Origin of the sequence: Acetobacterium sp., from assembly GCF_039830195.1 — a bacterium.
GTDB lineage: Bacteria > Bacillota > Clostridia > Eubacteriales > Eubacteriaceae > Acetobacterium.
In genome coordinates this window covers 1-21,007 of the sequence record NZ_JBDODG010000028.1, presented here as the reverse complement: position 1 = coordinate 21,007, position 21,007 = coordinate 1, and the positions used below count along the sequence as shown (strand labels likewise).

The window sequence follows — 21,007 nt, the reverse complement described above, 5'->3', positions numbered from 1 at the left end:
TTTCGTGAATATCATTTCTTTAGTCATGATTTATAAAAGTTCGTCAATTGCTGACCCAGCTTTGTTATTTTTTTAATAAGCACATAAAAAAACTATCACAGCCATCCATTAGCGGGCTGGTATAGGTATAGTCATTGCCGTTGTGATCGGGGATAATCTGCAGCTGGGGAAATTTCACCAACAGTTTTTTTATCTGGTTTTCATTTTCATCTTTATTGATGGTACAGGTTGAATAAAGCAATTCACCTCCGGGTTTTAAATACCGGACTGCATTTTCAAGCAGAGTCTCTTGAATTTTCACCAGTGCCTTGCGGCCTTCTTTGGTGCTGTGATATTTTATCTCTGGTTTTCGTCTGATTACCCCAAGACCTGTACAGGGAGCATCCAATAGAATTTTATCAAATGAGGCTTCATCAGCCAACGAAAAATCGCAGCCATCCTGATCTTCAAGAATGATATTCGTGCATTTTAGCCGCTGCATGCTCTGTTCAACTAGTTTCAGCCGGCTGGCATACACATCCCGACCAATGATCTGACCCTGATTATTCATTAACTGACTAAGATAAGTTGTCTTTCCACCAGGTGCTGCACACATATCCAAAACCCGGCTCCCCGGTTTTGGATTCAACCGTTCAACAGTCAGCATCGCGGCCTGATCCTGAATCAGAAAATGGCCATCGCGATACAAATGGGAATTCTCAATGTTGCTTTCAAAAATCACCAGGTTAGTAAGATGGATGGCATTTGGCGAAAGGTTTCCGGGTATTGCTTCGACCCCGGCATCCAGCAATTCTTTAATCAATTGATCCTTTGACGTCTTCAGGGTATTACAACGCACCGTAAATGGGGGCTTTTCGTTCAATTGAGGAATGATCGTCTCAGCCTTTTCCACCCCATATACTTCATAATATTTATGGACAATCCATAGCGGCACCGAATAGCGGATTGATAAAGCTTCCTTTTCATTGTCCCAGTTTTCGAACTTGAATTCTTTACCATCTTTTTCAATTTTTCGCATAATGTTACGCAACACACCGTTTATGAAGCCTTTAGCCTGGGGCTGAATTTCGGCGGCCAAATTAACCGATTCATTAACAATTGCATAGTTGGGAATCTTATCCAAAAAATAGAGTTGATAAATAGCGATTCTCAATATTTCGCTGACCTCTTTGTGTAATTTATTCACCGGTCGGCTACTTTGCTGTTTAATCAGATAATCCAGATAAATTTGATTTTGAAGACAGCCATAAACAATATTTAAATAAAGCCGGCGGTCTTCATCTTTAATTGGAAAACGCTGCAAGGTTCGTTTGATTTCCAAATTGGAGTAGGCTCCATCATAATTAATTTTTAGCAGGGTTTCCAGCGCAAGTTTACGAATATTCATCAATCTCTTGAACCTCTTAATATAATTAATCTGATCAGCGTTAACAAAGACATCAGCGCTGCCGCGACATAAGTCAGAGCGGCAGCTCTTAAAACCTTTTTCACCCCAACTTCTTCGCCCGGCTGTAGCATATTGTTATCTACCAGCGCAGCAATGGCACGCTTGCTGGCATTAAATTCTACCGGTAAGGTAATCACCGTGAAGAAGAGACTAAATGAAAACAGAATAATTCCCAAATTCATAAACATCGTCCCCCATCCAGATGTTTGCCCGAAGAAAAGCCCGATGAAAAAAATAGGCCAGGCTAAATTCGAGGCAAAACCCGTAACAGGCACAATGAATCCTCTAAATCGCAGCGGCCAGTACCCTTCCTTGTCCTGAATGGCATGACCGGTTTCATGGGCGGCAATACCAACCGCTGCCACGCTGGCCTGCTGTCCAACGCCTGACGACAAGCGCATGATTTTATTCCGGGGGTCATAGTGGTCGGTCAGATTACCAGACACATTTTCGATAGCAATAGCATTTAATCCATTGGCATTTAGTAATTGGCGCGCCGCAGCGGCCCCGGTCATACCATTTTTAGTCGGTACCTTGCTGTATGCTTTGTAGGCACTGCTCACCTGGTGCTGAGCATAGGCGGCGAAAATGATTCCCGGAACCAGTATCAGCATAGTCCAATAATACTCTAAAAAAAACATTGCATAACCTCCTGTATTTTTTTTATCTTAGCATAATTACCTAAAGAACTGCTTAGGCTAGTTTAAAACAGTTCCAATTTCCATTTTTTTTCCGCGTAAAAAAACGGTGGCATCCATCCGCTTTTTACCCGGTGCTTGAACTGACCCGATTTTCAGGGCACCGTCCTGGGTTTTAACCACTAGACCAACCCGATCATCAGCGATTAAGATGGTTCCCGGTTTTTCCTGGCCTTCCCACGCAATGATCTCCGGGAAAAAGCATTTGATTTTTTCATCATGATACATTGCATAGGCCCCCGGCGCCGGATCCGTTCCATTAATCAAATACAGTATCTCGCGGCTGCTTGTGGCCCAATTGATATGGCCGGTATCCTTAAGAATTTTCTCCGCATAGGTGGCCAATGAATCATTTTGAGGAACCGGTTTTAGTGTTCCTGCCACTACCTTTTTTAGCGTTTCAATTAATAAGCCTCCACCTAGAATAGATAAATCCCGGTAAAGACTCTCAAAGGTCGTGGTCGCGGTTATCGGGCATTCTGCCTTTGACAGCATATCGCCAGTGTCCATGCCTTCGCCCATCTGCATAATGGTGACCCCTGTTTTTTCTTTTCCATCAATGATAGCCCGTTGAATCGGCGCTGCTCCCCGATACTCAGGCAACAGTGAGCCATGAATGTTCAAAGCACCAAAGGGTGGCATTTCTAAAATTTCTTTAGATAAGATCTGACCATATGCCGCAACGATAAAGATATCCGCCTGGAAACTCTTCAATTGCTCAATAAATTGAGGATCCTTAATTTTTTCAGGCTGTAATACTGTGATCCCCAGTTCTAATGCTTTGGCTTTTAACGGCAGTATTTCAACCTTGTTCCCTCTCTTATTGGGTCGATCCGGCTGGCAGATTGCTGCGACAACCTGATACTCGGCAGACACGAGGTTTTCCAGGGCTGGAACACCGAAATCCGTTGTTCCCATAAATATCACTTTTATTTTTTTCATTTTTCTACGCGATCAATAAATAAGATCCCATCCAGATGGTCAAGCTCATGGCAAACCGCTCGCGCCAGCAAATCCGAACAGAAAAGTTGAAAAACCGTGCCGTCCAGATCGGTAGCTTCTACCACCAATGATTCCGGTCGCTTCACCAGACCTGACTGTTCAGGAAGACTGAGGCATGCCTCTTCATCTTCTTCTTCACCTTCAGTAGAAATGATAGTGGGATTAATAAAGGTCATCGGTCCGTCACCAACGTCGATGACAAACAAGCGTTTTAGAATACCGACCTGTGGGGCCGCTAAACCGACGCCCTCCGCTTTATTCATGGTTTCCACCATGTCATCATTTAATGTTTTTATTTTTTCGTCGATTTCCTCAATAACCCGAGATTTTTTTCTAAGAATCGGGTCTTCATCGATTCTGATTTGTCGTATAGCCATATTTTCCTCCTGATTCGTTATTATTTCTGCATTCTTTATAAATTTATTTGAATCGAAACCTTTGATTTCAATTCTTCTATTATACCAAGCCTGATGATTTTTGGCATTAAATTTCTAAAAACCCTTGGATCAGAGGACTTTAATACAATTTGATAGGTGATGTTCCCACCCCTGGTCACACCAATCCGCACTGGTTTATACACAGCATGCTCAATCCCAAATCCCTTTAATTCTTCCTTCATCGCAACATAAAGCCGGAATGCGTCGTTTTCGGCTTCCTTATCGTTATTTTGAAAAACTCCAAAACTAACCATCTCAACTATCGGTGGGTATTTCAACAATTCTCGATAGCGGATTTCACCCCGGTAAAACTCCTGGAAACTTTCATTTTTGATCGAATAAATAGTATCATTTTCTGGTTCGTGGGTTTGAATCAATCCCTTTGTCGTATCATCCATCGCTTTTTCAAAAAAACGACTGTAAGTCTGGTAAACTGTTTCCGAGGCCTGATAGTTCCCCTGATTAAGGTCGCGATCAATCAGAACGGCTGCCGCGACCCCTACATTGGTTAAGTTAAAGTGCTTAATAATAACCTGGGTTCCGATCAAGACATCAATTTCGCTGTTGGCTATGGCTCTGTTCATTTTTTTTATTTCAGTTCGCTTCATGTTTCCCTGAACAGTACCGATTCGGACACCCGGAAAAGCCTTTCTGAGATACTCTTCTAATTGATCGATACCGAAACCCAGGTGTCTGATTTTATCGCTGCCACAATCCGGGCATCGTAGCGGAACCGCCATCTTATATCCGCAATAATGACACTGCAGGGAATGATCGCGATTGAAGTATTTTAGAGAGACCCCACAATGGGGACATTTCTCGATCTGACCGCAGTTACGGCATAACACACTGTTGGCATAACCCTTATTATTAATAAACAACACACTCATGCGTTTCTGTTCAAAGCCAGTTTGCATATATTTAAGCAAGATTCGACTTAAAATGCCCATGTTACCCGCGTGCATTTCTTTTTGCATATCGATGATCTCAATCCCATGACGTAGTTTCTGTGCTTCGCCGATTTGGATTATTGCCATCGCTTTTTTTTCGATTTGATACCAGGTGGCGATTCGGGGGGTGTCATCTGCGATGATATAAGCAGCCCCCATTATTTCACTTGCTTTTTTTGCGATATCGGTGATATGAAACCGGGGTGTTGAGATACTAATATGTGACGAATCATGTTCGTCATCAATGATGATCAAACCCAGACTCTTAAATGGCAAAAACAGCGCTGATCGCACCCCAATCACGACTTTCAGTTCCCCGGTTTGAACCCGCTGATACAATTCTGCTCGTTGTTTTTGGGTGAGTCGGCCGTGATAAATACCAACCTGATCACCAAAGTATTTGTAAAACATTTCCATGCGCTGAAATGTCATATTGACTTCCGGAAAGATAATAACGGTTGATTTATTGGATTTCAACTGGTCTTCGATGGCTTTAAAAAACAGCCGATACTTGCTGGCTCCATCAAAAACGTGAAAAAAAACACCCGGCTTCACTTTCGTCAATTCCTGGTACCAATTATAACTTTGCTGTTCTTTATTTGTTAAGATAACTGACTGGTTTTTTTCTGCTGCTTCGACCGGATTTTCTCGCAGTGCTTGTGATAAAGTCTTGTATGTAAGAACATAGTCTTTTTTAATTAAAGGACTCAAGCTTTTCTCAAATTGTGCTAATACCATTTTTAGATCTCCTGCTGTCATGTCATGGTAGACCAGGGAGTCCATCAGCTCGCGCTGTTTTTTTCCTATTTTTTTATCCCAGTTAAGTGCTTCCCGACCAGTATCGGTTAGATGATAGCTTGTTTCAGCCGAACCATCATCCCCGTTTGGATCGCCGGGAATTTTCCAGCTCTTTTTAGCATAAACTACTTTTTTCTTAACGAGAGCAGTTAGAATTACCCGATCTTCAGGTTTAACTTTTTTTATCAGCAAAGCGTTTTTATCTTCGGTGTTTTTATCTTCGGTAAAATAATGTTCAATAAACCAGTTCTCTTTTAAATTCAGATCAAAACTACCCTGATTTTTAAAATAACAGGTCTCCTGTTTGATTTGAACTGACATGGTAAAATAAGAAAGGGCTTCATAAAATAAAGAACAATAGGCGGTCTTCATCCAAAGACACAATTCTATTTGTTCTTTATTTAAAATTGGCTGACTATCAATATTTTCAGTAATTTCTTTGATTCTGCCCGAATAATCAGTTGTTTCTTTAATTTGTATAACAAAACCTTCAACCCGCCGATTTCCGAACCCAAATGAAACAACAACGCGCATTCCCACTTTAATGACTGCTTCCAGTTGCTGTGGAATTCGATAGTCGTAGGCGTGATCGATACGTTTGTTCGTCTGGTTTAAAAAAACTTCGGCAATTTTCACGGTGCATGTCCTATTCTGTAATAGTTAATGTTTCTTCAAATTCGTTACTGCTAAGTATCACTGAAGCTGTGTCAATATCAGCTTCGAAATTTTCATCACTCTCTGGTTCATGAACCTTATGAACACAGTGGATCATATCTTCAGCAATTTCATTGGTCGCAATCGTAACCGGATTATCAATTTTAATTTTTACCAGTGGCTCATCCCCATCCACTATTTCTCTTGCCCGTTTCGCTGTTGCCAGTACCAGAGAATATTTATTTTCTGCTTTAACAATTAAATCATTTAATGCTGGATATCGCATTGTTACCTCCCAAGTATATCTTCAATTTTATTTTTTAGTCGTTCAGTTCGGCATTTTTCTGCCGTAATAATACTCTGCACTCGTTGTGCCGCATCGTCGAGATCGTCATTGATGACAATATAACTGTAATCATCAGCGTTTTTCATCTCTTCGTAGGCGCAATTTAAACGCATTTCCATTTGTTCTTTACTTTCGGTTCCCCGTTCTTCGATTCGTCGTCGCAATTCCTGCATGGACGGCGGAACGATAAAAATATAAATACCTTCTTTGTAATTAGTTCGAACCTTCGCTGCACCCTGGATATCAATTTCCAGGATAACATCAAATCCGGATTCTAATAAGTTTTCCACGTAGTCTTTAGGTGTTCCATAATAATTTTCATAGACTGTTGCATATTCCAGATATTGTCCTTGTTTGATTCTTTCTTCAAAACTCTCTTTTGAAATATAAAAATACTCCCGACCATGCTTCTCACTGTTTCTAGGCTGACGTGTTGTTTCCGAAATCGACAGTCGCAGATCTGGGTTTTTTCGGCAGATAATCTTACATACACTTCCCTTACCGGCACAGGATGGTCCTGATATAACAATGAGAATACCTTTTTCACGTTCAAAAAAAGCTTCAGTTAATTGATCTTCTTTTAATTCCTTATTTACTACTGGACAATCACTCATAGACTTATTTAACACCCCTACTCAATATTTTGTATTTGTTCTCTTATTTTTTCAATCTCACTCTTAACATCTACTACAATATTTGCAATGGCTAAATCGCTGGCTTTTGAGCCGATGGTATTAATTTCCCGATTCACTTCCTGAATTAAAAAATCCAGTTTTCTGCCAACCGGTTCTGTTTCCTCAACCATGCCTTCCAAACGATCTAAATGGCTTTGAAGCCGGGTTAATTCTTCATCGATGTTAAGCTTGTCTGTCATCAGAGCGACCTCAGTTAATAAACGTTTTTCGTCTATTTCAACCGACTCTACATAGGAAGATATTTTTTCCCGCAGTTCATCTCTGTAACGCTCCAGCATGTCAGGACTTTTTTCTTTGATCTTTTTAACTAGATCCCGAACGGTACGGCAGCGATTGACCACATCATTTTTCAATGCGCTTCCTTCGCGCTCGCGGCTGGCATCGACTTCTTCAAGCGTTTTTACTAAAACCGGTTGAATTTTCAACCAAATACTTTCATAATCATCGATGTCTTCTTCAATCATGATCACATCGGGAAATTTTGAAATCAGGGATAAACTCAGGTCATCCCCAATCATAGAATCAAGTCGACGAATTTCGTTTAACACCGAAATATAATTTTTGGCTAAATCCCGATTAAAAACAATGTGGCGATTTTTGGTGCCCAATTCCGAATATTTGATGAATATCTCAATGCGTCCTCTCGCAATGCTTTGCGAGACAGTATTTCTGATTTTCTCTTCGATTGGATTAAGGGTTTTTGGAATTTTAACAAAAAAATCTCTGAATCGATGGTTAATCGTTTTAATCTCAATTGAACAATCGACTTCCTCATCACGATAATCTTTCCGCCCAAAGCCTGTCATACTTTTCATGATGTTTCTCCATTTCCATTTTAATCCACCCGGTTAATTTCAGCTAATTAGTCATGTGAAATCATAGCCAGGCCACTGCTTTTTCTGTAATTGTAAAATATTCAAACTGCAAGATTATTAAGTACTATGGCATAAAAGATATCTTTTCACTTAGTTACCTAATCCATATACTATATCCAATTCCCATAAAAAAGTCAACGTTTCCCTACTTATTAAACACTAAATAGAATTCAGCTTTACTTTTCTTAATTTTTTCTTATGCCTATCTTTTTAAAACCCTTTTACATCTGTGAAGAACGTGATAAAATCATCCCATCTCTATCCATCTATTTGAAAGGAGCATTTTACATGGCTTATGATGGCGTTACCCTGTATCACTTAATAGAAGAATTTAAACCCCTCTTAATTGGAGGTCGCATACGAAAAATCTATCAACCAGAAAACGATGAAATCCGGCTTTTGGTTAACCTGGGAAATCAAAAACACCATGTCTTACTTTCATCCAACGCGAGTAACCCGCGCGCATATATGACCGAAAAAATCAAAGAGAATCCCAGTGCACCGCCCAGTTTTTGCATGGTTTTGAGGAAGTATATTCTCAATGGCACGATTGTTGATATTGCCCAGCATCAAACTGATCGTATCATGGAAATTTCGATTTCATCAAAAAATGATTTCAATGAAACGGTTGTCCGAAAACTGCTGGTTGAAATAATGGGCCGCAACAGCAATATTATCCTGGTTGATGAATCGATGAAAATCCTCGATTCCATGAAAAAAGTAGGTTCGACTTCCAGCCGCTACCGCCAAATCCTTCCCGGTCGGGATTATATTTATCCCCCGGAAAATAACCGTTATGCTTTTTTTAATATTGAAGCCGAACAATTGAATGAACTGCTGGCCAATCATGGCGAAGCATCGGTGGAAAAATTTTTTATTCAGGCTTTTCTGGGGATCAGCCCCAACATCGGTAAAGAGATCGCTTTCAGAAGCGGCATCGACCCTAATTTTCTTGTAGCTGAGCTCTCCAAAAAGCAAAAGCAATTCTTATGGGAAGGGTTTACTCAAGTTATTACCGAAATAGAACAGCAAGCTGATCCTGTTATTATCTATCTGGGTCGAAAAATGGTGGATTTTTCGACGGTCGATCTCCATTATTTACGCGCTGATCATCGATACGAATCCTACCCGTCCATTTCAGAAATGCTTGAGGAATATTATTTTAAACGGGATAAGGCCCTGCGTTTCAAAACACGAGCGGCCAATCTTCGTCAGCAGCTTGACATTCTGGTCAAAAAAAATATCAAAAAGTTAGATAATCTCCAACATGATGTGGACGCATCTCATAAAAGTGAGAAGTTTAAGCTCTATGGTGATTTAATTACCGCCAATATTTATGCTATTGAAAAAGGTCAGGAAATCGCGACATTAGTTAACTATTACGATCCCGACTGTCAGACCCTTGAGATTCCCCTGAAAGTCAACCGAACCCCGGCTCAAAACGCCCAACACTACTATAAAAAGTATAACAAAAGTAAAATAGCACTGAAACATCTGGCTGGCTATATTATTGAAACTGAAGAAAAAATATACTATCTGGAGAGCCTGGTCAATAGTTTAAATCAGTCCACTGAGTTGGCCGAACTCGATGAAATCCGCCACGAATTTCTCCATTCTGAATTTAATAAAAAAACACTTTCCAAAGAAGACAAGAAAAAACAAACCCCTTCACAGCCCCTGCATTATGTTTCATCTGAAGGGTTTCATATTTTTGTTGGTAAGAACAATTATCAGAATGATTTCATATCTACAAAAATGGGAAAAAGTGAGGACTGCTGGCTTCATGTCAAAGATGCCCCTGGTTCTCATGTACTGATTGTGGCTGGCGGACGCTTCATCACCGAAAAAACCCTACTGGAAGCCGGTAATCTGGCCGCCTGGTACAGCAAATCACGAGGCTCCAGTAATGTTCCGGTTGATTATCTTGAGTTTAAATATTTAAAGAAACCCAGCAAGGCAAAACCGGGGATGGTTATCTTCACCAACCAAAACACTATGTATGTAACCCCAACACAGGATGGCGTTGAAGCAATGGAAATCATTGCCGATTCTATTTAACCTATTTCAGACTTTTTAATATGGATTTAAACTCAGGCGGAACCGGAGCTCTAAAAACGAGACGCTCTCCGGTTCTGGGATGGGTAAAACCAAGCGTATGGGCATGGAGACATTGACCCGCGGTTTTAAAGGGGTTATTCTTGTCTCCTTTACCATACAATGGATCTCCTGCCAACGGATGACCGATTTTTTCCATATGCACCCGGATTTGGTGAGTGCGACCGGTTTCCAGCTGAAAACGGAGAAAGGTATACTGGGCATACCGCTTCACTACTTCAAAATGGGTAATTGCCGATTTCGAGTTTTTTTCCACCACTGCCATCTTTATCCTGAGTTGTTCGTGTCTGCCAATGGGCATATCCACCGTGCCGCGGTTGGGTTTGACATTGCCTTTGACCAGTCCATAGTAACGTCTAAGAATACTATGCTCTTTAAGCTGTTCCGAAAGGCTACGGTGTGCGATGTCATTTTTGGCAATCATCAATAATCCGGAGGTATCCTTATCAATTCGGTGAATGATCCCCGGCCGCATGACGCCATTGATATTTGATAGATTCTTTGTGTGATAAAGCAATCCATTAACAAGGGTACCACTGCTGTTTCCTGGAGCAGGGTGGACCACCATTCCCTGGGGCTTATTAACGACGATCACATCCTCATCTTCATAGATGATGGTAAGCGGAATGTCTTCTGCTTCCATATGACAGGCGACCGGTTCAGGAATCATCAAGGTGATGGTTTCTCCTGGCTTTACATGATAACTGGCTTTCTTTTTTTGTCCGTTTACCAAAACATCCCCGGTCGTGATTAGTCGCTTAATGTATTCTCTTGAATAATCCCCCGGCAAAGCGCAGCAAAAATGATCCAGTCGTTGCTCGGTCTCTTCTGGCACAATATATTCATTACGCTCTTTAGTCATAAAGCTCTCCCTTGTTATCAATCATATGTATCGATCCACTTCTAAACGGATATTTCCTTTTTTTGTCCGCTCATCCATGCCAATTATTTTTGCCTTGCCTTTTCCTCGCAGTGAAATAACATCGCCAGATTTCAGCCGGAAATCATTTTTATTGATCTCCGTATAATTCACCCTTACCTTACCCTGTTTGATGAAAACAAGGCTATTCTGTCTGGAAAACCCCCATATTTTATTGATGATCCCATCAAGCCGGTTCGAAGCTACAACCACGGACAGCCGTTTGAAATTCTTTTCAAAGCTCTGAATCTGTTTCCAATCTTTGATTATGGTTTTTATTTCTCGGCCTTTAATCTGATTTAAATTGATCCATAGAAAATCCTGCAGTCGCTGGTGAGCAATAATCTGCACCTTATCTTCGCCCACATCAATATCACCAATGCTCTCCCGGGTTATACCCAGATGCATGAGTTCCCCCAGCACGTTGCGATGATCGATGGGAATCGTTTTTTCGAATTCAATGGCGAAGATAGGCCATTCCAGATCCTCTGCTGATATATAATCCGGATAAACACATAACATTTTTCGCTCTGCATCCGGGTGTCCTCCAAAAAATAGATAAGGGACACCACTATGCTTAATGGTGTCCACTATTTTTTTTTGAAACACTTCATCATAAAAATCAAAGAATCGGGGTTCAAAATTTTTATCGCACGCATCAGCAATCCGTGATAATAAAAAAATATCTTTTTTATCTGTCATAAGACATCCCTTCAACATTTAAATGTCTGAATTAAATTTTAGAAAATTAGCATTACGACCATTTTATAAAGTGGAAACAGTACAATCTGCATTAAAAGGATAGCGGCAAATGCTGATAAATCCAATGGTCCGATGATTGTAAATCGTCGCAGTGGCGACAAAATAGGTTCAGTTAAGCCATAAATCGTCTTTACAAAAATATTGTTTGGATCTGGGTTTACCCAGCTAAAAATAATGTTCACAAAGATTAATAGTGTGACTAATTCAAATAATAAATTACCCGCTTGAATGAGAATTCCCTGGATCATAAACGACCTATTCCATATCCTCATCCCACTCTAAAATCGGGGCATTAAAATCCAAATCATCATGTTGAGGATTGGTTAAAACAGCGACCGCTTTCGGGGCTAAAATAAATACGTTATCAGCTATTTTGTTAATTGATCCGTCCAAGGCAAATAGAGCACCACTTAAAAAATCAAAAATCTTGCGACCATTTTCATAATCGGTATTTTTTAAATTCAATACTACTGTTTTGTTATTCCGAATTTTATTGCAAATACTTGGAGCATCTTTAAAAACTTCAGGTTCCAACACTAAAACTTCTGGACCGTCGTCAAGGGATAATTCACTTCGTCTTGAAGGAGTCGTTTTCTTTGTTTTTGGCGCACTGAAGGCACTTTTTGTATCTTCGATATCATCGTCATATACATCTTCTTCGTAAATCTCGTCGTAACCATCCTCATTGTCCACTTCCATGCCAAAAACCTTAATAATTTTATCCTTAAATTTCTCTGCTGCCATTGTATATCTCCTAACTAACTAAATATTTTGCGTCCAACTCTTATCATATTGGAGCCTTCTTCTATTGCAATGGTATAATCATCAGTCATACCCATAGACAGATAATTCATTTGAACAATCTCATCCACAGATTCCTCTTTTATTCTATCATAAATTTTTTTTAATTCCACAAAAATCTCACGAATTTTGTCATTATTTTGGGTCAATGGTCCCATTGCCATCAGTCCTTTGACTTTGACAAACTGATATCCGGGCAATGCTTCCAAAATGCTATTTAGTTCTTCGACAAGAATTCCTGATTTACTGTCTTCCCGGGCCAAATTTAATTGGAGCAACACATTGGTAACAATTCCCTGTTTTTTGCTTTCGCGTTCAATTACTTCAATTAATTTAATTGAGTCAACTGAATGGATCAGGAATGTTTTTCCGATGATATACTTGACCTTGTTTTTTTGCAAATGCCCGATAAAATGCCATCGGGGACGATCTCCCAGAGCCTCGTGTTTTTTTAGAAAATCCTGAACCTTGCTTTCGCCGAGATCATAAATCCCAGCGTCCAGCACCGCTTTGGTGTCTTCTATGCTTTGATATTTCGAAACTGCGACAAGGGTGACTTGGTCTGGTATTTCTGACTTTATCCGATTAATATTTTCTGAAATCACTTTTTCACATCCTTAAGGGTAAATACTGATGCGCATTCCGCTGCTTAAGTTTGGATTATCAATCGTTCTTAAAACAGCATTGCCATTGTTATATTTTTCGACAACAACCGGCAGGGAATCACTGAAGTAACCTTTTGTAACTGTGTCGATCATTGTTTCTTCATCTTTCTTATAAACGGCACTTTTGGGTATTTCATAGGCACTGTAGTCCTGAATATAAATGTCTGACTTGCCGATTACCACTTCAGAAAAATCATTGATATAATCTTTAAGCATCAATACAACAATTTTTTGATTTCCTTCATCGATAACATCAACAAAGTAACCGGAGTAAACCTTATCTTCATATTCAAATCGGAGTTTTGGAAAATAGTAAAGCTGATCAACCCGTTTGATTAAAAACTCATAATAGTCCTGGTTGATCCCACTGTCAGCTGTGCCCATTAACTCTGTTTTAAAGGAAATAACTTCATCTTGTCCCATTATGGTCATGTCATTGGGTATCGAAAATGCAACATAAATATGATCATTGTTGACAACCTTCAAAAGTCCTTCAGATTCCTGATCGACTTTACTTGCCGTTTTAAGAAATGTCGTGTTGATGTAGGGAAGCATACTTTCACTCAAGGCTTTTTCAACCGGCTGTATTGATGTATACACGTATCCACTTGACAGCAGTCCCAATTCATTAAGGGCAATATTTCTGGACTCTCCACCTAGCAGCCCCACCAGGGTTTGACGTTTTTGTTGCAGAGCAGCCAAATCCAGACCCATATATTGGACCGATTCTATTAAGAATTTCTTTCGTTCCCGTTCAGTTTCCCCAATTTGGTTGGTAATACTTGAAATGCCCTGATAGTTGGATACAATATCACCCACAATCCGGCTCCAATTGTTATAATATTCTTCTTTGATAATCATATCAATTACCGCGATTTGTTCATTTAAATAATCAGTATTGACAACCTTAGCTGTATTTGTCAGCGGTTTATAGCCGTTGGCCTTTTCGCCTTCCTGCAGTGAGAGATCACTGGCCTGGAAATCATCGATCACCCGATAGTCGATATCTTTAAAGAAATACATCTCAGTTTTGTACGATTCGGTATAGTCTTTTTTCTCGAGCAGCATGCTCATATTACCTCGATAACTCGAAATAAAAATTATTGCTACAATAAAAAAAAAACGATGCCAACAACAATTTTTCTCAAAGAATTGACTCGTCTATTGTTTTTTCTTTTAATTTGTCCCATATTTTCACCTTAATAAAAAATGGTCTGAGTGAGAGGATTTGAACCTCCGGCCTCTTGACCCCCAGTCAAGCGCGCTACCAAGCTGCGCTACACCCAGACAGTAAATATATTATAATGATAAATGAAGGATTAATCAAGCTTTTTTTTATTTAATTCATTTAAACCCATTAAAATATATAAATATTTAAGGGTATCTGCGTCAAAAACCCGCAGATACCTCATGTAATTTAGTTTCCCATTCGTTTTTCCATGGGAGATGATATGGTTTCAAGATTCTCAACAACAGCGATGATTACCGGTTGATATTTACTGTTAAACCGGCCTTTACGATCAAAATTCCGGATCACCAAGTATGTAATGGCTGTAAGGCTAATCCCTGTTATAAATGAAGTCAGCACCTGATCCCATCCTAAACTTAAGGCGCCAACCAAGTAATATACAACGCAACTTCCTAAAATGAAGGCAATCAATGGAATCCCATACATAATAAATGCGGCTACAAAAACATTGGCAAATTGCATCTCGACCTCGACTATTTCACCGCTTTTAGCATTGATGGGGTTTTTAGCAGTTGTCAACATAACTGATTGGTCTTTGCTGACATGACAGGCTCCGCAATCACCACAAGCTGAATTACGTTTGATCTCAACTTCCGCATTATTTCCCTGAAGCGCTTTTATCGTTCCTATTTCTTTCATTACAATTCATCCACAGAAATGCCCAGATCGATGAGTTGATCCAGACTTGCACTGGCTGGCGCATCCATCATCAGACAACCATGATTTTGAGTTTTTGGAAATGCGATAACGTCACGGATATTATCATTATCAGTCAGCAGCATCACCAGACGATCTAAACCAAACGCCAGACCACCATGAGGAGGCGTTCCATATTTAAGGGCTTCCAGTAAAAATCCGAATTGCTCCCAGGCCGATTCCTGAGAAAAGCCCAGCGCAGTGAATACTTTTTCCTGGATATCCTGGTTGTGGATACGAATGCTTCCACCACCCAGTTCGACGCCATTTACGACCATATCGTATGCGTCTGCCCGAACTTTCAAAAGATCAGTTTCCAGATATTGCAAATCTTCTTCCAGCGGCATTGTAAAAGGGTGATGTTTAGCCGTATATCGGCCAGCTTCAGGATCATATTCCAACAATGGAAAATCGGTTACCCAGAGGAAGTTGTATTGATCTTTTAAATCATATTCTAATTTACGTGCCAGTTCCAATCTCAATTGACCCAAAGCATTACAGACTATTTCATTGGTGTCAGCAATAATGAAAATTAAATCCCCTGGTTGGGCATCGGTTTTTTCAAAAATTGCTGCTTTTTCTTCTTCTGAAATAAATTTCAGGATTGGCGATTTCATCTCGTCTTCAGAAACATCAATCCAGGCTAAACCTTTAGCCTTATAAATCTTAGCAAAGTTTTCCAGTCCTTTGATGCCTTTTTTGCTTAATTTATCCTGGGCACCTTTAGCATTAATGGCACGAACACTTCCGCCTTTTTTGACTGCCCCGGAAAAGACTTTGAATTCAGAGTTTTCAACAATTTCAGATAAATCAATCAATTTCAAATCAAATCGGGTATCTGGCTTATCTGAGCCGTATTGATCCATCGCTTCCTGATAAGTCATTCTTACCATCGGCGTTTGGACCTCTACCCCTTTTACTTCCTTCATGATCTTCGCAATCATTTCTTCATTTATTTTTATAATATCATCTTTATCAATGAACGACATTTCCATATCGATTTGAGTAAACTCCGGCTGACGATCCTGTCTTAAATCTTCATCACGGAAACACTTGGCAATCTGATAATAACGATCAACTCCGGAAATCATTAGAATCTGTTTGTATAACTGGGGTGACTGAGGCAGTCCAAAAAACTTTCCTTTTTGCACCCGAGATGGCACCAGAAAATCTCGGGCCCCTTCTGGGGTTGGTTTCGCCAGCATTGGTGTTTCAACTTCTAAAAAGCCTTTTTCATTCAGGAAATTTCTGGCAATGGCAGCTGCCTGATGACGAGTTCTGAGAATTTTCTGATATTTTGGTTTTCTCAGATCAAGGTAACGATATTTTAATCGCACGGCTTCATTGGTCTGATCGTTATCTTCAATATAAATCGGTGGTGTTTCTGACGAATCGAGGATTTTTAATTCGATAATCTCGACTTCGATTTCACCGGTTGGAATATTTTGATTGACATTTTCTGGACTTCGTAAAACAACCTGACCTTTAACCGATAAGACGTATTCATTTCTGACCTTTTCAGCAATTTCAAAAGCTTCAGGCCGTTCTTCGTTGACAACCAGCTGAATTTTTCCAGAACGGTCCCTTAAATCAATAAATAGTACGCCGCCGAGATTTCGACGATTATCCGCCCAACCAGCCAGTTCGACTACCTGACCGACATCACTTGCTGTTAATTCTCCACACATGGTATTTCTATAATAAGTATTCATGCTACCTCCAATGTATATAGTGATTTATTTATCTTCTTAACCTTTATATTATAATGAAGATGTTGGGAGAATGTCAAGTGGGAAAAGCGAATTCCATCTCTGAATGGTAAACTTCTTATATGTTTATCTACCTTATCGAAATCATTTTCAAGACAACCTTTTCTTTAATTAATTTTCAGTCTGTACCCGTTCAAACTTATCCCACTGCAATTTTTTTTCTTTGTATCCGATAAATGCTGTCATTCTGACAATGGCTATGAAAAATCTTAAACCGGCATTTTCAAAAAAGCAAAGTAAAACAGCCTTGAGCACGTCACTAAATCGAATTTTATAATTTTGCGTATGTATGCGAGTAAAAAATGCAGTCAAAGTTAAAATCGCCCCGAAAGATGCATAGATAAGAAAAAACATCACCATGAAAGGAATGTTTACGAGGTCTAAGACATAAGCTAGACCCATTGTCAAAATTCCGAATAATTCTATGAACGGAGATAAAAGCTCATATAATAAGAAATATGTGTACGATGCAAAGCTCACCGCTCCATATTCAACATTCGCAAAAACACGTCGATGCATCGTCATACTTTGAAATAAACCCAAATGCCATCGCTTTCTCTGTTTTCTTAAGTCACTCAATTTTTCTGGTGCCTGGCTCCAGCTGATTGCATCAGCTGAGTACTTAATGTGATAAGGTATGTTATGGGTTCGACAGAATACATGCATTTTCAGTATCAGTTCCATATCTTCGCCAATGGTCGAACTATCATATCCTCCGACAGCAATCACAATCTCTTTTTTAAACATCCCGAAAGCCCCTGAGATCAGAATACTCCCATTATATTGATCCATCAATAATCGAGAAGCTAAAAAAGATCGATCATATTCGAGTACCTGCATCGATGCTAAAAGATTTTTTGGCAATTTATAATCTTTAACACGACCATGTTCAAGCTCAATGCCATTACTGATTCCGATGACCCCACCTGTAGCAATTACATCATCATACTCCAGAATAGGATTAGCGATTTTTTCAAGTGAATCATATTGGAGTAGTGTATCTGCATCCATACAGATGAAATATGGATACTTTGATGCATTTATCCCCATATTTAAGGAATCGGCCTTTCCACCATTCTCTTTTCTGATCAAAGTGATTGAAACTTTCTGATCGTGACATTCATAAATAAACTCTTCACTCTTACACTTAATGAGCTTATTGATTGGTCGATTAACTAAGTGCATATTAAAATATTTGATCAACTTATCTGATGTGTCATCACTAGATCCATCATCAACTATGATAATCTCAAACAATTTATACTCAACATCTAATATTGAATGGATCGTCTCAATAATGGTAACACTTTCATTATACGCAGGAACAAGTATCGAAATCGGTACATAGTAGTCATGTTTTAATTCATTTTTCAAACTTTCATTTCTTCGTTTTTCGTATAAAACATTAGAACCCACGATAACGGATAAAAACAGAAACGTTGAATATCCAATTAAATAAATGATAAAAAATATTCCAACGAAACTTAAAAATATTCTTATTGTTTCCATTATTTGCAAACCTCGATTCCAACTTGATTTCTGGTTTTCTGTTTAGTCGAATTTTTTTTTCTGATACTAAAAGTATATTGAAGAATCTCTCTTGCGAATCGATCCTTTCCATTTATAATATCCAAAAACTCATCTTCACTGACATTCATTTCACAAAGACTGGAAGCGGCATTCAAACGTACATACCAGTTTCTACTTGACAATGACGATTTTAAAACATCGATCACCTGTCGCTCCTCATATCTAGAAAGCGCTCTGGCCGACAATGCAGCGAACTCCCATTCTTCGCTGTTTTTTTGAAGCAAATAATCAATCAATACCTTTTTTGCTGGTTCAAAATAATGTTTGCCATAATATCTGATCAGTGCAAATTTGATTTCATTATGCAAATTTTTATCAATCAATAATCCAAACATCATCCCTCTAAGGTCTACATTGGTTAATTTAAAATAATTAATAATTGTCAACTGCATCGGCGCATGAAAATACGAAAAATTCTCGAGCAATTTAATACTTAATTTCTCATGACTTCCCTTGAACGAGAATAAACCATCAGTTAAAAGTTTTGAGTTATAATAAACCTGTCGATTATCGAGAATTTTTACCGCTCGGAGGATGTTTTCTTCGTCTCCAAATTGGTATAATGCCATAAGTGCATTTTCCCTGCAGTAAACAGATTTATCATATAAATACGAAATCAATATCTCAGAAATCGATTTGGCAGTCTCAGCAAAATTGATCGGATATTGGGATACCACGTAAGCAAAGTACGCCTTATTAATCGATTGTTGTTTTTCATATTTGGCAGCTAATAAAACGAACAGCTTCCCAAGTTGCCGTAAATATGGTTCAATCCTGTTGTTGTCATTGTACTTTTCAAGAGCCCGGTGGAAAGCTTTTAGATTATCAACGTTCTTCAGCTTTTTTGTTAAATACTTCATTTGACTGTTGTCAATTTCGCTAACAGAAGTGATTTTATCTAATTGATCTTCAAATTTTTTAGAGAATTCAGCTTCAACTTTTTTGATTCTCCTATTTCTTAAACGGCTGAGCAAGGCCCATAAACAATCAAAACCGATCAATGAAAGACAAAGCAATGCATACATATAAATCAATATTTCAATATTCAACATTTTCACCCTGTGCCCAGTGTTCTTGGATTATGTAATACGATTGTTTGAGTCTTTCGTGATAGTCAACACGACTTTTCCATTCTTTTAATTTAATTGAGTTCGTTTTAATAGTCTCGTCACCAAAGTTACCGACCCCCACATACATTTTATCAACATGCATCTTTTCTACTCCGTAATTTTGGTAGTAATCATCATGGATCATCATATTTGAAGGATCCGAAAAATTCAAAAGCTGCCAGGGAATCCGTATTTCAATACAGTCGCTCCCAAAGATATAATCAGCCTGAGAATTATAGTCCCTACTGTTTGGATTCCCGTTTCCATAATTCAATCTTCCTGTTTCATAAATTGGTGAAAGATTGAATAAAAAACGTTGCTCATTCGACATTTTCTGGAGATTCACAAGTGGATCTGGTGATTTTTTTTGCAACATCCTTACTACAGAAAATGTCGTCGAATATGGGTCAGGGACATCAATATACGGATCGACTCCCGAGATCGATTTTTCGTACATTGCTCTGGTGGGATCATAGTACTCCTGGACTAATAGACGGGCGCTATCTTTACCTTTTATCTCTATCAGGAAATCAGCAAGACGATCAAATGAAACTGAGTATTCTTTACTTTCATAGCTGCCGCTTTTGGGTGTTGTATCAATGGGGATATAGATAGCCTCCTGCTGATTCAGATTTTCCTCTTTTACCATAAAATAGACAAATTCTTCATCATACTTAACTGAGATTGATCGATTATTTTGCACTGAAACCAGGTCTTTCTCATTCCATTCGGACGGATCCCCATCAATGTAGCATAGTCGTTCTGTTTTTCCCGGATCAAATGACATCAAGCCATACTTCTGATCCACACTTTGAGTGTCACACCAGTTTTTTTCCTGCAGTGTATCAATGGCATATTGGGTGTTCCATGTATGATTAGACCAATTATCCTGCCACGTCGAAATGATGGCACCACAGCATCCTGCTGTGATGATTTCATCAAAAGTATTCATTAAGTTTTCACCCTGTTTTTGTTCTGTGAGAAAACCGGTGTTTATATTATCGATGCCTCGAGCCGTTGAAAAACCATAGCTGGAAATAAGTACGGGCATCTCATGATAGAGATTTAACATTTCTACATATCCATCGTCAGAAGTATTTTTATCAATTTTATTGAGATAATCTGCATGCACTTGAATCTCACTTTCTGCAAGGCATTTTGAAAAATCAGTTATGTAATCATAGATGTGATAAGATGCAAAAAATCCTGATTCTATATTCTCAGTAAGTTTGATGTGATTTGCATCGATACTTACAATTTTTTCACTTTGTAATTTTATATCATATTTGTATTCAAAGGGATCTATAGACGGTTCCGAAACAAAGGATACCAATCGCTGCTCTTTATATTTTTGACTTTCATAGGTTAATAAATCATCCATGACCTCCGCCAGCATATTCTCAAATGGGCTCGATTCCTCCGTTGTATAG

19 protein-coding genes and 1 tRNA gene are annotated in these 21,007 nt (G+C 39.0%); 1 reads left to right on the top strand and 19 read right to left on the bottom strand.

The genetic code is table 11. The features are described from left to right. Positions 1–64 precede the first annotated feature (64 nt). The 8 genes from rsmB to ABGU93_RS08390 are packed head-to-tail and all read right to left on the bottom strand — an operon-like array spanning position 65 to position 7,842. The gene (rsmB, locus tag ABGU93_RS08425; RefSeq protein ID WP_347413027.1) at positions 65–1,387 is read right to left on the bottom strand and encodes a 16S rRNA (cytosine(967)-C(5))-methyltransferase RsmB; all 1,323 of its coding nucleotides are present in this window, start codon (positions 1,385–1,387) and stop codon (positions 65–67) included. Continuing rightward, the gene (locus tag ABGU93_RS08420; RefSeq protein ID WP_347413026.1) at positions 1,387–2,088 is read right to left on the bottom strand and encodes a zinc metallopeptidase; all 702 of its coding nucleotides are present in this window, start codon (positions 2,086–2,088) and stop codon (positions 1,387–1,389) included. Before ABGU93_RS08420 ends, rsmB begins: the two co-directional genes overlap by 1 nt. Positions 2,089–2,145: 57 nt before the next feature. Then, positions 2,146–3,087 (bottom strand): methionyl-tRNA formyltransferase, encoded by a 942-nt coding sequence (gene fmt / locus ABGU93_RS08415; protein WP_347413025.1) that lies wholly within the window; start codon positions 3,085–3,087, stop codon positions 2,146–2,148. Further along, the gene (def, locus tag ABGU93_RS08410) at positions 3,084–3,524 is read right to left on the bottom strand and encodes a peptide deformylase (protein ID WP_347413024.1); all 441 of its coding nucleotides are present in this window, start codon (positions 3,522–3,524) and stop codon (positions 3,084–3,086) included. The genes fmt and def overlap by 4 nt, the downstream gene beginning before the upstream one ends. 35 nt (positions 3,525–3,559) lie before the next feature. Then, entirely contained in the window at positions 3,560–5,968 is a 2,409-nt protein-coding gene (priA, locus tag ABGU93_RS08405; protein ID WP_347413023.1) for a primosomal protein N', read from the bottom strand. A 10-nt stretch (positions 5,969–5,978) separates the two neighbouring features. Beyond that, positions 5,979–6,272: a DNA-directed RNA polymerase subunit omega gene (gene rpoZ, locus ABGU93_RS08400; RefSeq protein ID WP_347413022.1), complete on the bottom strand. Its 294-nt coding sequence runs from the start codon at positions 6,270–6,272 to the stop codon at positions 5,979–5,981. Positions 6,273–6,274: 2 nt separating this feature from the next. Continuing rightward, a complete protein-coding gene (gene gmk / locus ABGU93_RS08395; protein WP_347413021.1) occupies positions 6,275–6,946 on the bottom strand; it encodes a guanylate kinase in 672 nt (223 codons plus the stop codon). A gap of 17 nt (positions 6,947–6,963) precedes the next feature. Beyond that, positions 6,964–7,842 carry a YicC/YloC family endoribonuclease gene (locus tag ABGU93_RS08390; RefSeq protein ID WP_347413020.1) on the bottom strand — a complete coding sequence of 293 codons (879 nt, stop codon included), beginning with the start codon at positions 7,840–7,842 and terminating at the stop codon, positions 6,964–6,966. A 348-nt stretch (positions 7,843–8,190) separates the two neighbouring features. Here ABGU93_RS08390 and ABGU93_RS08385 point away from each other — a divergent pair, with 348 nt between their 5' ends. After that, positions 8,191–9,960 (top strand): NFACT RNA binding domain-containing protein, encoded by a 1,770-nt coding sequence (locus ABGU93_RS08385; protein WP_347413019.1) that lies wholly within the window; start codon positions 8,191–8,193, stop codon positions 9,958–9,960. A 1-nt stretch (position 9,961) separates the two neighbouring features. Here the strand turns inward: ABGU93_RS08385 and ABGU93_RS08380 are convergent, their stop codons facing one another. The 11 genes from ABGU93_RS08380 to ABGU93_RS08330 all read right to left on the bottom strand — a co-directional run. Next, a complete protein-coding gene (locus ABGU93_RS08380) occupies positions 9,962–10,879 on the bottom strand; it encodes an RluA family pseudouridine synthase (RefSeq protein WP_347413018.1) in 918 nt (305 codons plus the stop codon). A 21-nt stretch (positions 10,880–10,900) separates the two neighbouring features. Continuing rightward, positions 10,901–11,638, bottom strand: a complete 738-nt coding sequence (locus tag ABGU93_RS08375) for a YlmH/Sll1252 family protein (protein ID WP_347413017.1) — start codon at positions 11,636–11,638, stop codon at positions 10,901–10,903. A gap of 315 nt (positions 11,639–11,953) precedes the next feature. After that, positions 11,954–12,442 carry a cell division protein SepF gene (locus ABGU93_RS08370; RefSeq protein ID WP_347413016.1) on the bottom strand — a complete coding sequence of 163 codons (489 nt, stop codon included), beginning with the start codon at positions 12,440–12,442 and terminating at the stop codon, positions 11,954–11,956. 14 nt (positions 12,443–12,456) lie between these two features. After that, positions 12,457–13,104, bottom strand: coding sequence for a YggS family pyridoxal phosphate-dependent enzyme (locus tag ABGU93_RS08365; protein WP_347413015.1), 648 nt, complete (start codon positions 13,102–13,104; stop codon positions 12,457–12,459). A gap of 12 nt (positions 13,105–13,116) precedes the next feature. Further along, positions 13,117–14,238: a hypothetical protein gene (locus tag ABGU93_RS08360; RefSeq protein ID WP_347413014.1), complete on the bottom strand. Its 1,122-nt coding sequence runs from the start codon at positions 14,236–14,238 to the stop codon at positions 13,117–13,119. 136 nt (positions 14,239–14,374) lie between these two features. Continuing rightward, positions 14,375–14,451: transfer RNA gene (locus ABGU93_RS08355), tRNA-Pro, on the bottom strand. Positions 14,452–14,581: 130 nt separating this feature from the next. Then, positions 14,582–15,052 carry a SoxR reducing system RseC family protein gene (locus ABGU93_RS08350; protein ID WP_347413013.1) on the bottom strand — a complete coding sequence of 157 codons (471 nt, stop codon included), beginning with the start codon at positions 15,050–15,052 and terminating at the stop codon, positions 14,582–14,584. Continuing rightward, on the bottom strand, positions 15,052–16,821 hold the full coding sequence (aspS, locus tag ABGU93_RS08345) for an aspartate--tRNA ligase (RefSeq protein ID WP_347413012.1): 1,770 nt from the start codon (positions 16,819–16,821) through the stop codon (positions 15,052–15,054). Before aspS ends, ABGU93_RS08350 begins: the two co-directional genes overlap by 1 nt. Positions 16,822–16,989: 168 nt before the next feature. Beyond that, on the bottom strand, positions 16,990–18,387 hold the full coding sequence (locus ABGU93_RS08340) for a glycosyltransferase family 2 protein (RefSeq protein WP_347413011.1): 1,398 nt from the start codon (positions 18,385–18,387) through the stop codon (positions 16,990–16,992). Beyond that, positions 18,387–19,517, bottom strand: coding sequence for a HEAT repeat domain-containing protein (locus ABGU93_RS08335; RefSeq protein ID WP_347413010.1), 1,131 nt, complete (start codon positions 19,515–19,517; stop codon positions 18,387–18,389). The genes ABGU93_RS08340 and ABGU93_RS08335 overlap by 1 nt, the downstream gene beginning before the upstream one ends. Further along, positions 19,507–21,007: hypothetical protein (locus ABGU93_RS08330; RefSeq protein WP_347413009.1), on the bottom strand; the 1,501-nt coding region annotated here is incomplete at its 5' end. The genes ABGU93_RS08330 and ABGU93_RS08335, both read right to left, overlap by 11 nt.

Coding starts and splice junctions, on each gene's coding strand:
- rsmB (WP_347413027.1), bottom strand. CDS start 1,387: ATGAATATTCGTAAACTTGCGCTGGAAACCCTGCTAAAAATTAATTAT.
- ABGU93_RS08420 (WP_347413026.1), bottom strand. CDS start 2,088: ATGTTTTTTTTAGAGTATTATTGGACTATGCTGATACTGGTTCCGGGA.
- fmt (WP_347413025.1), bottom strand. CDS start 3,087: ATGAAAAAAATAAAAGTGATATTTATGGGAACAACGGATTTCGGTGTT.
- def (WP_347413024.1), bottom strand. CDS start 3,524: ATGGCTATACGACAAATCAGAATCGATGAAGACCCGATTCTTAGAAAA.
- rpoZ (WP_347413022.1), bottom strand. CDS start 6,272: ATGCGATATCCAGCATTAAATGATTTAATTGTTAAAGCAGAAAATAAA.
- gmk (WP_347413021.1), bottom strand. CDS start 6,946: ATGAGTGATTGTCCAGTAGTAAATAAGGAATTAAAAGAAGATCAATTA.
- ABGU93_RS08390 (WP_347413020.1), bottom strand. CDS start 7,842: ATGAAAAGTATGACAGGCTTTGGGCGGAAAGATTATCGTGATGAGGAA.
- ABGU93_RS08385 (WP_347413019.1), top strand. CDS start 8,191: ATGGCTTATGATGGCGTTACCCTGTATCACTTAATAGAAGAATTTAAA.
- ABGU93_RS08380 (WP_347413018.1), bottom strand. CDS start 10,879: ATGACTAAAGAGCGTAATGAATATATTGTGCCAGAAGAGACCGAGCAA.
- ABGU93_RS08375 (WP_347413017.1), bottom strand. CDS start 11,638: ATGACAGATAAAAAAGATATTTTTTTATTATCACGGATTGCTGATGCG.
- ABGU93_RS08370 (WP_347413016.1), bottom strand. CDS start 12,442: ATGGCAGCAGAGAAATTTAAGGATAAAATTATTAAGGTTTTTGGCATG.
- ABGU93_RS08360 (WP_347413014.1), bottom strand. CDS start 14,238: ATGAGCATGCTGCTCGAGAAAAAAGACTATACCGAATCGTACAAAACT.
- ABGU93_RS08350 (WP_347413013.1), bottom strand. CDS start 15,052: ATGAAAGAAATAGGAACGATAAAAGCGCTTCAGGGAAATAATGCGGAA.
- aspS (WP_347413012.1), bottom strand. CDS start 16,821: ATGAATACTTATTATAGAAATACCATGTGTGGAGAATTAACAGCAAGT.
- ABGU93_RS08340 (WP_347413011.1), bottom strand. CDS start 18,387: ATGGAAACAATAAGAATATTTTTAAGTTTCGTTGGAATATTTTTTATC.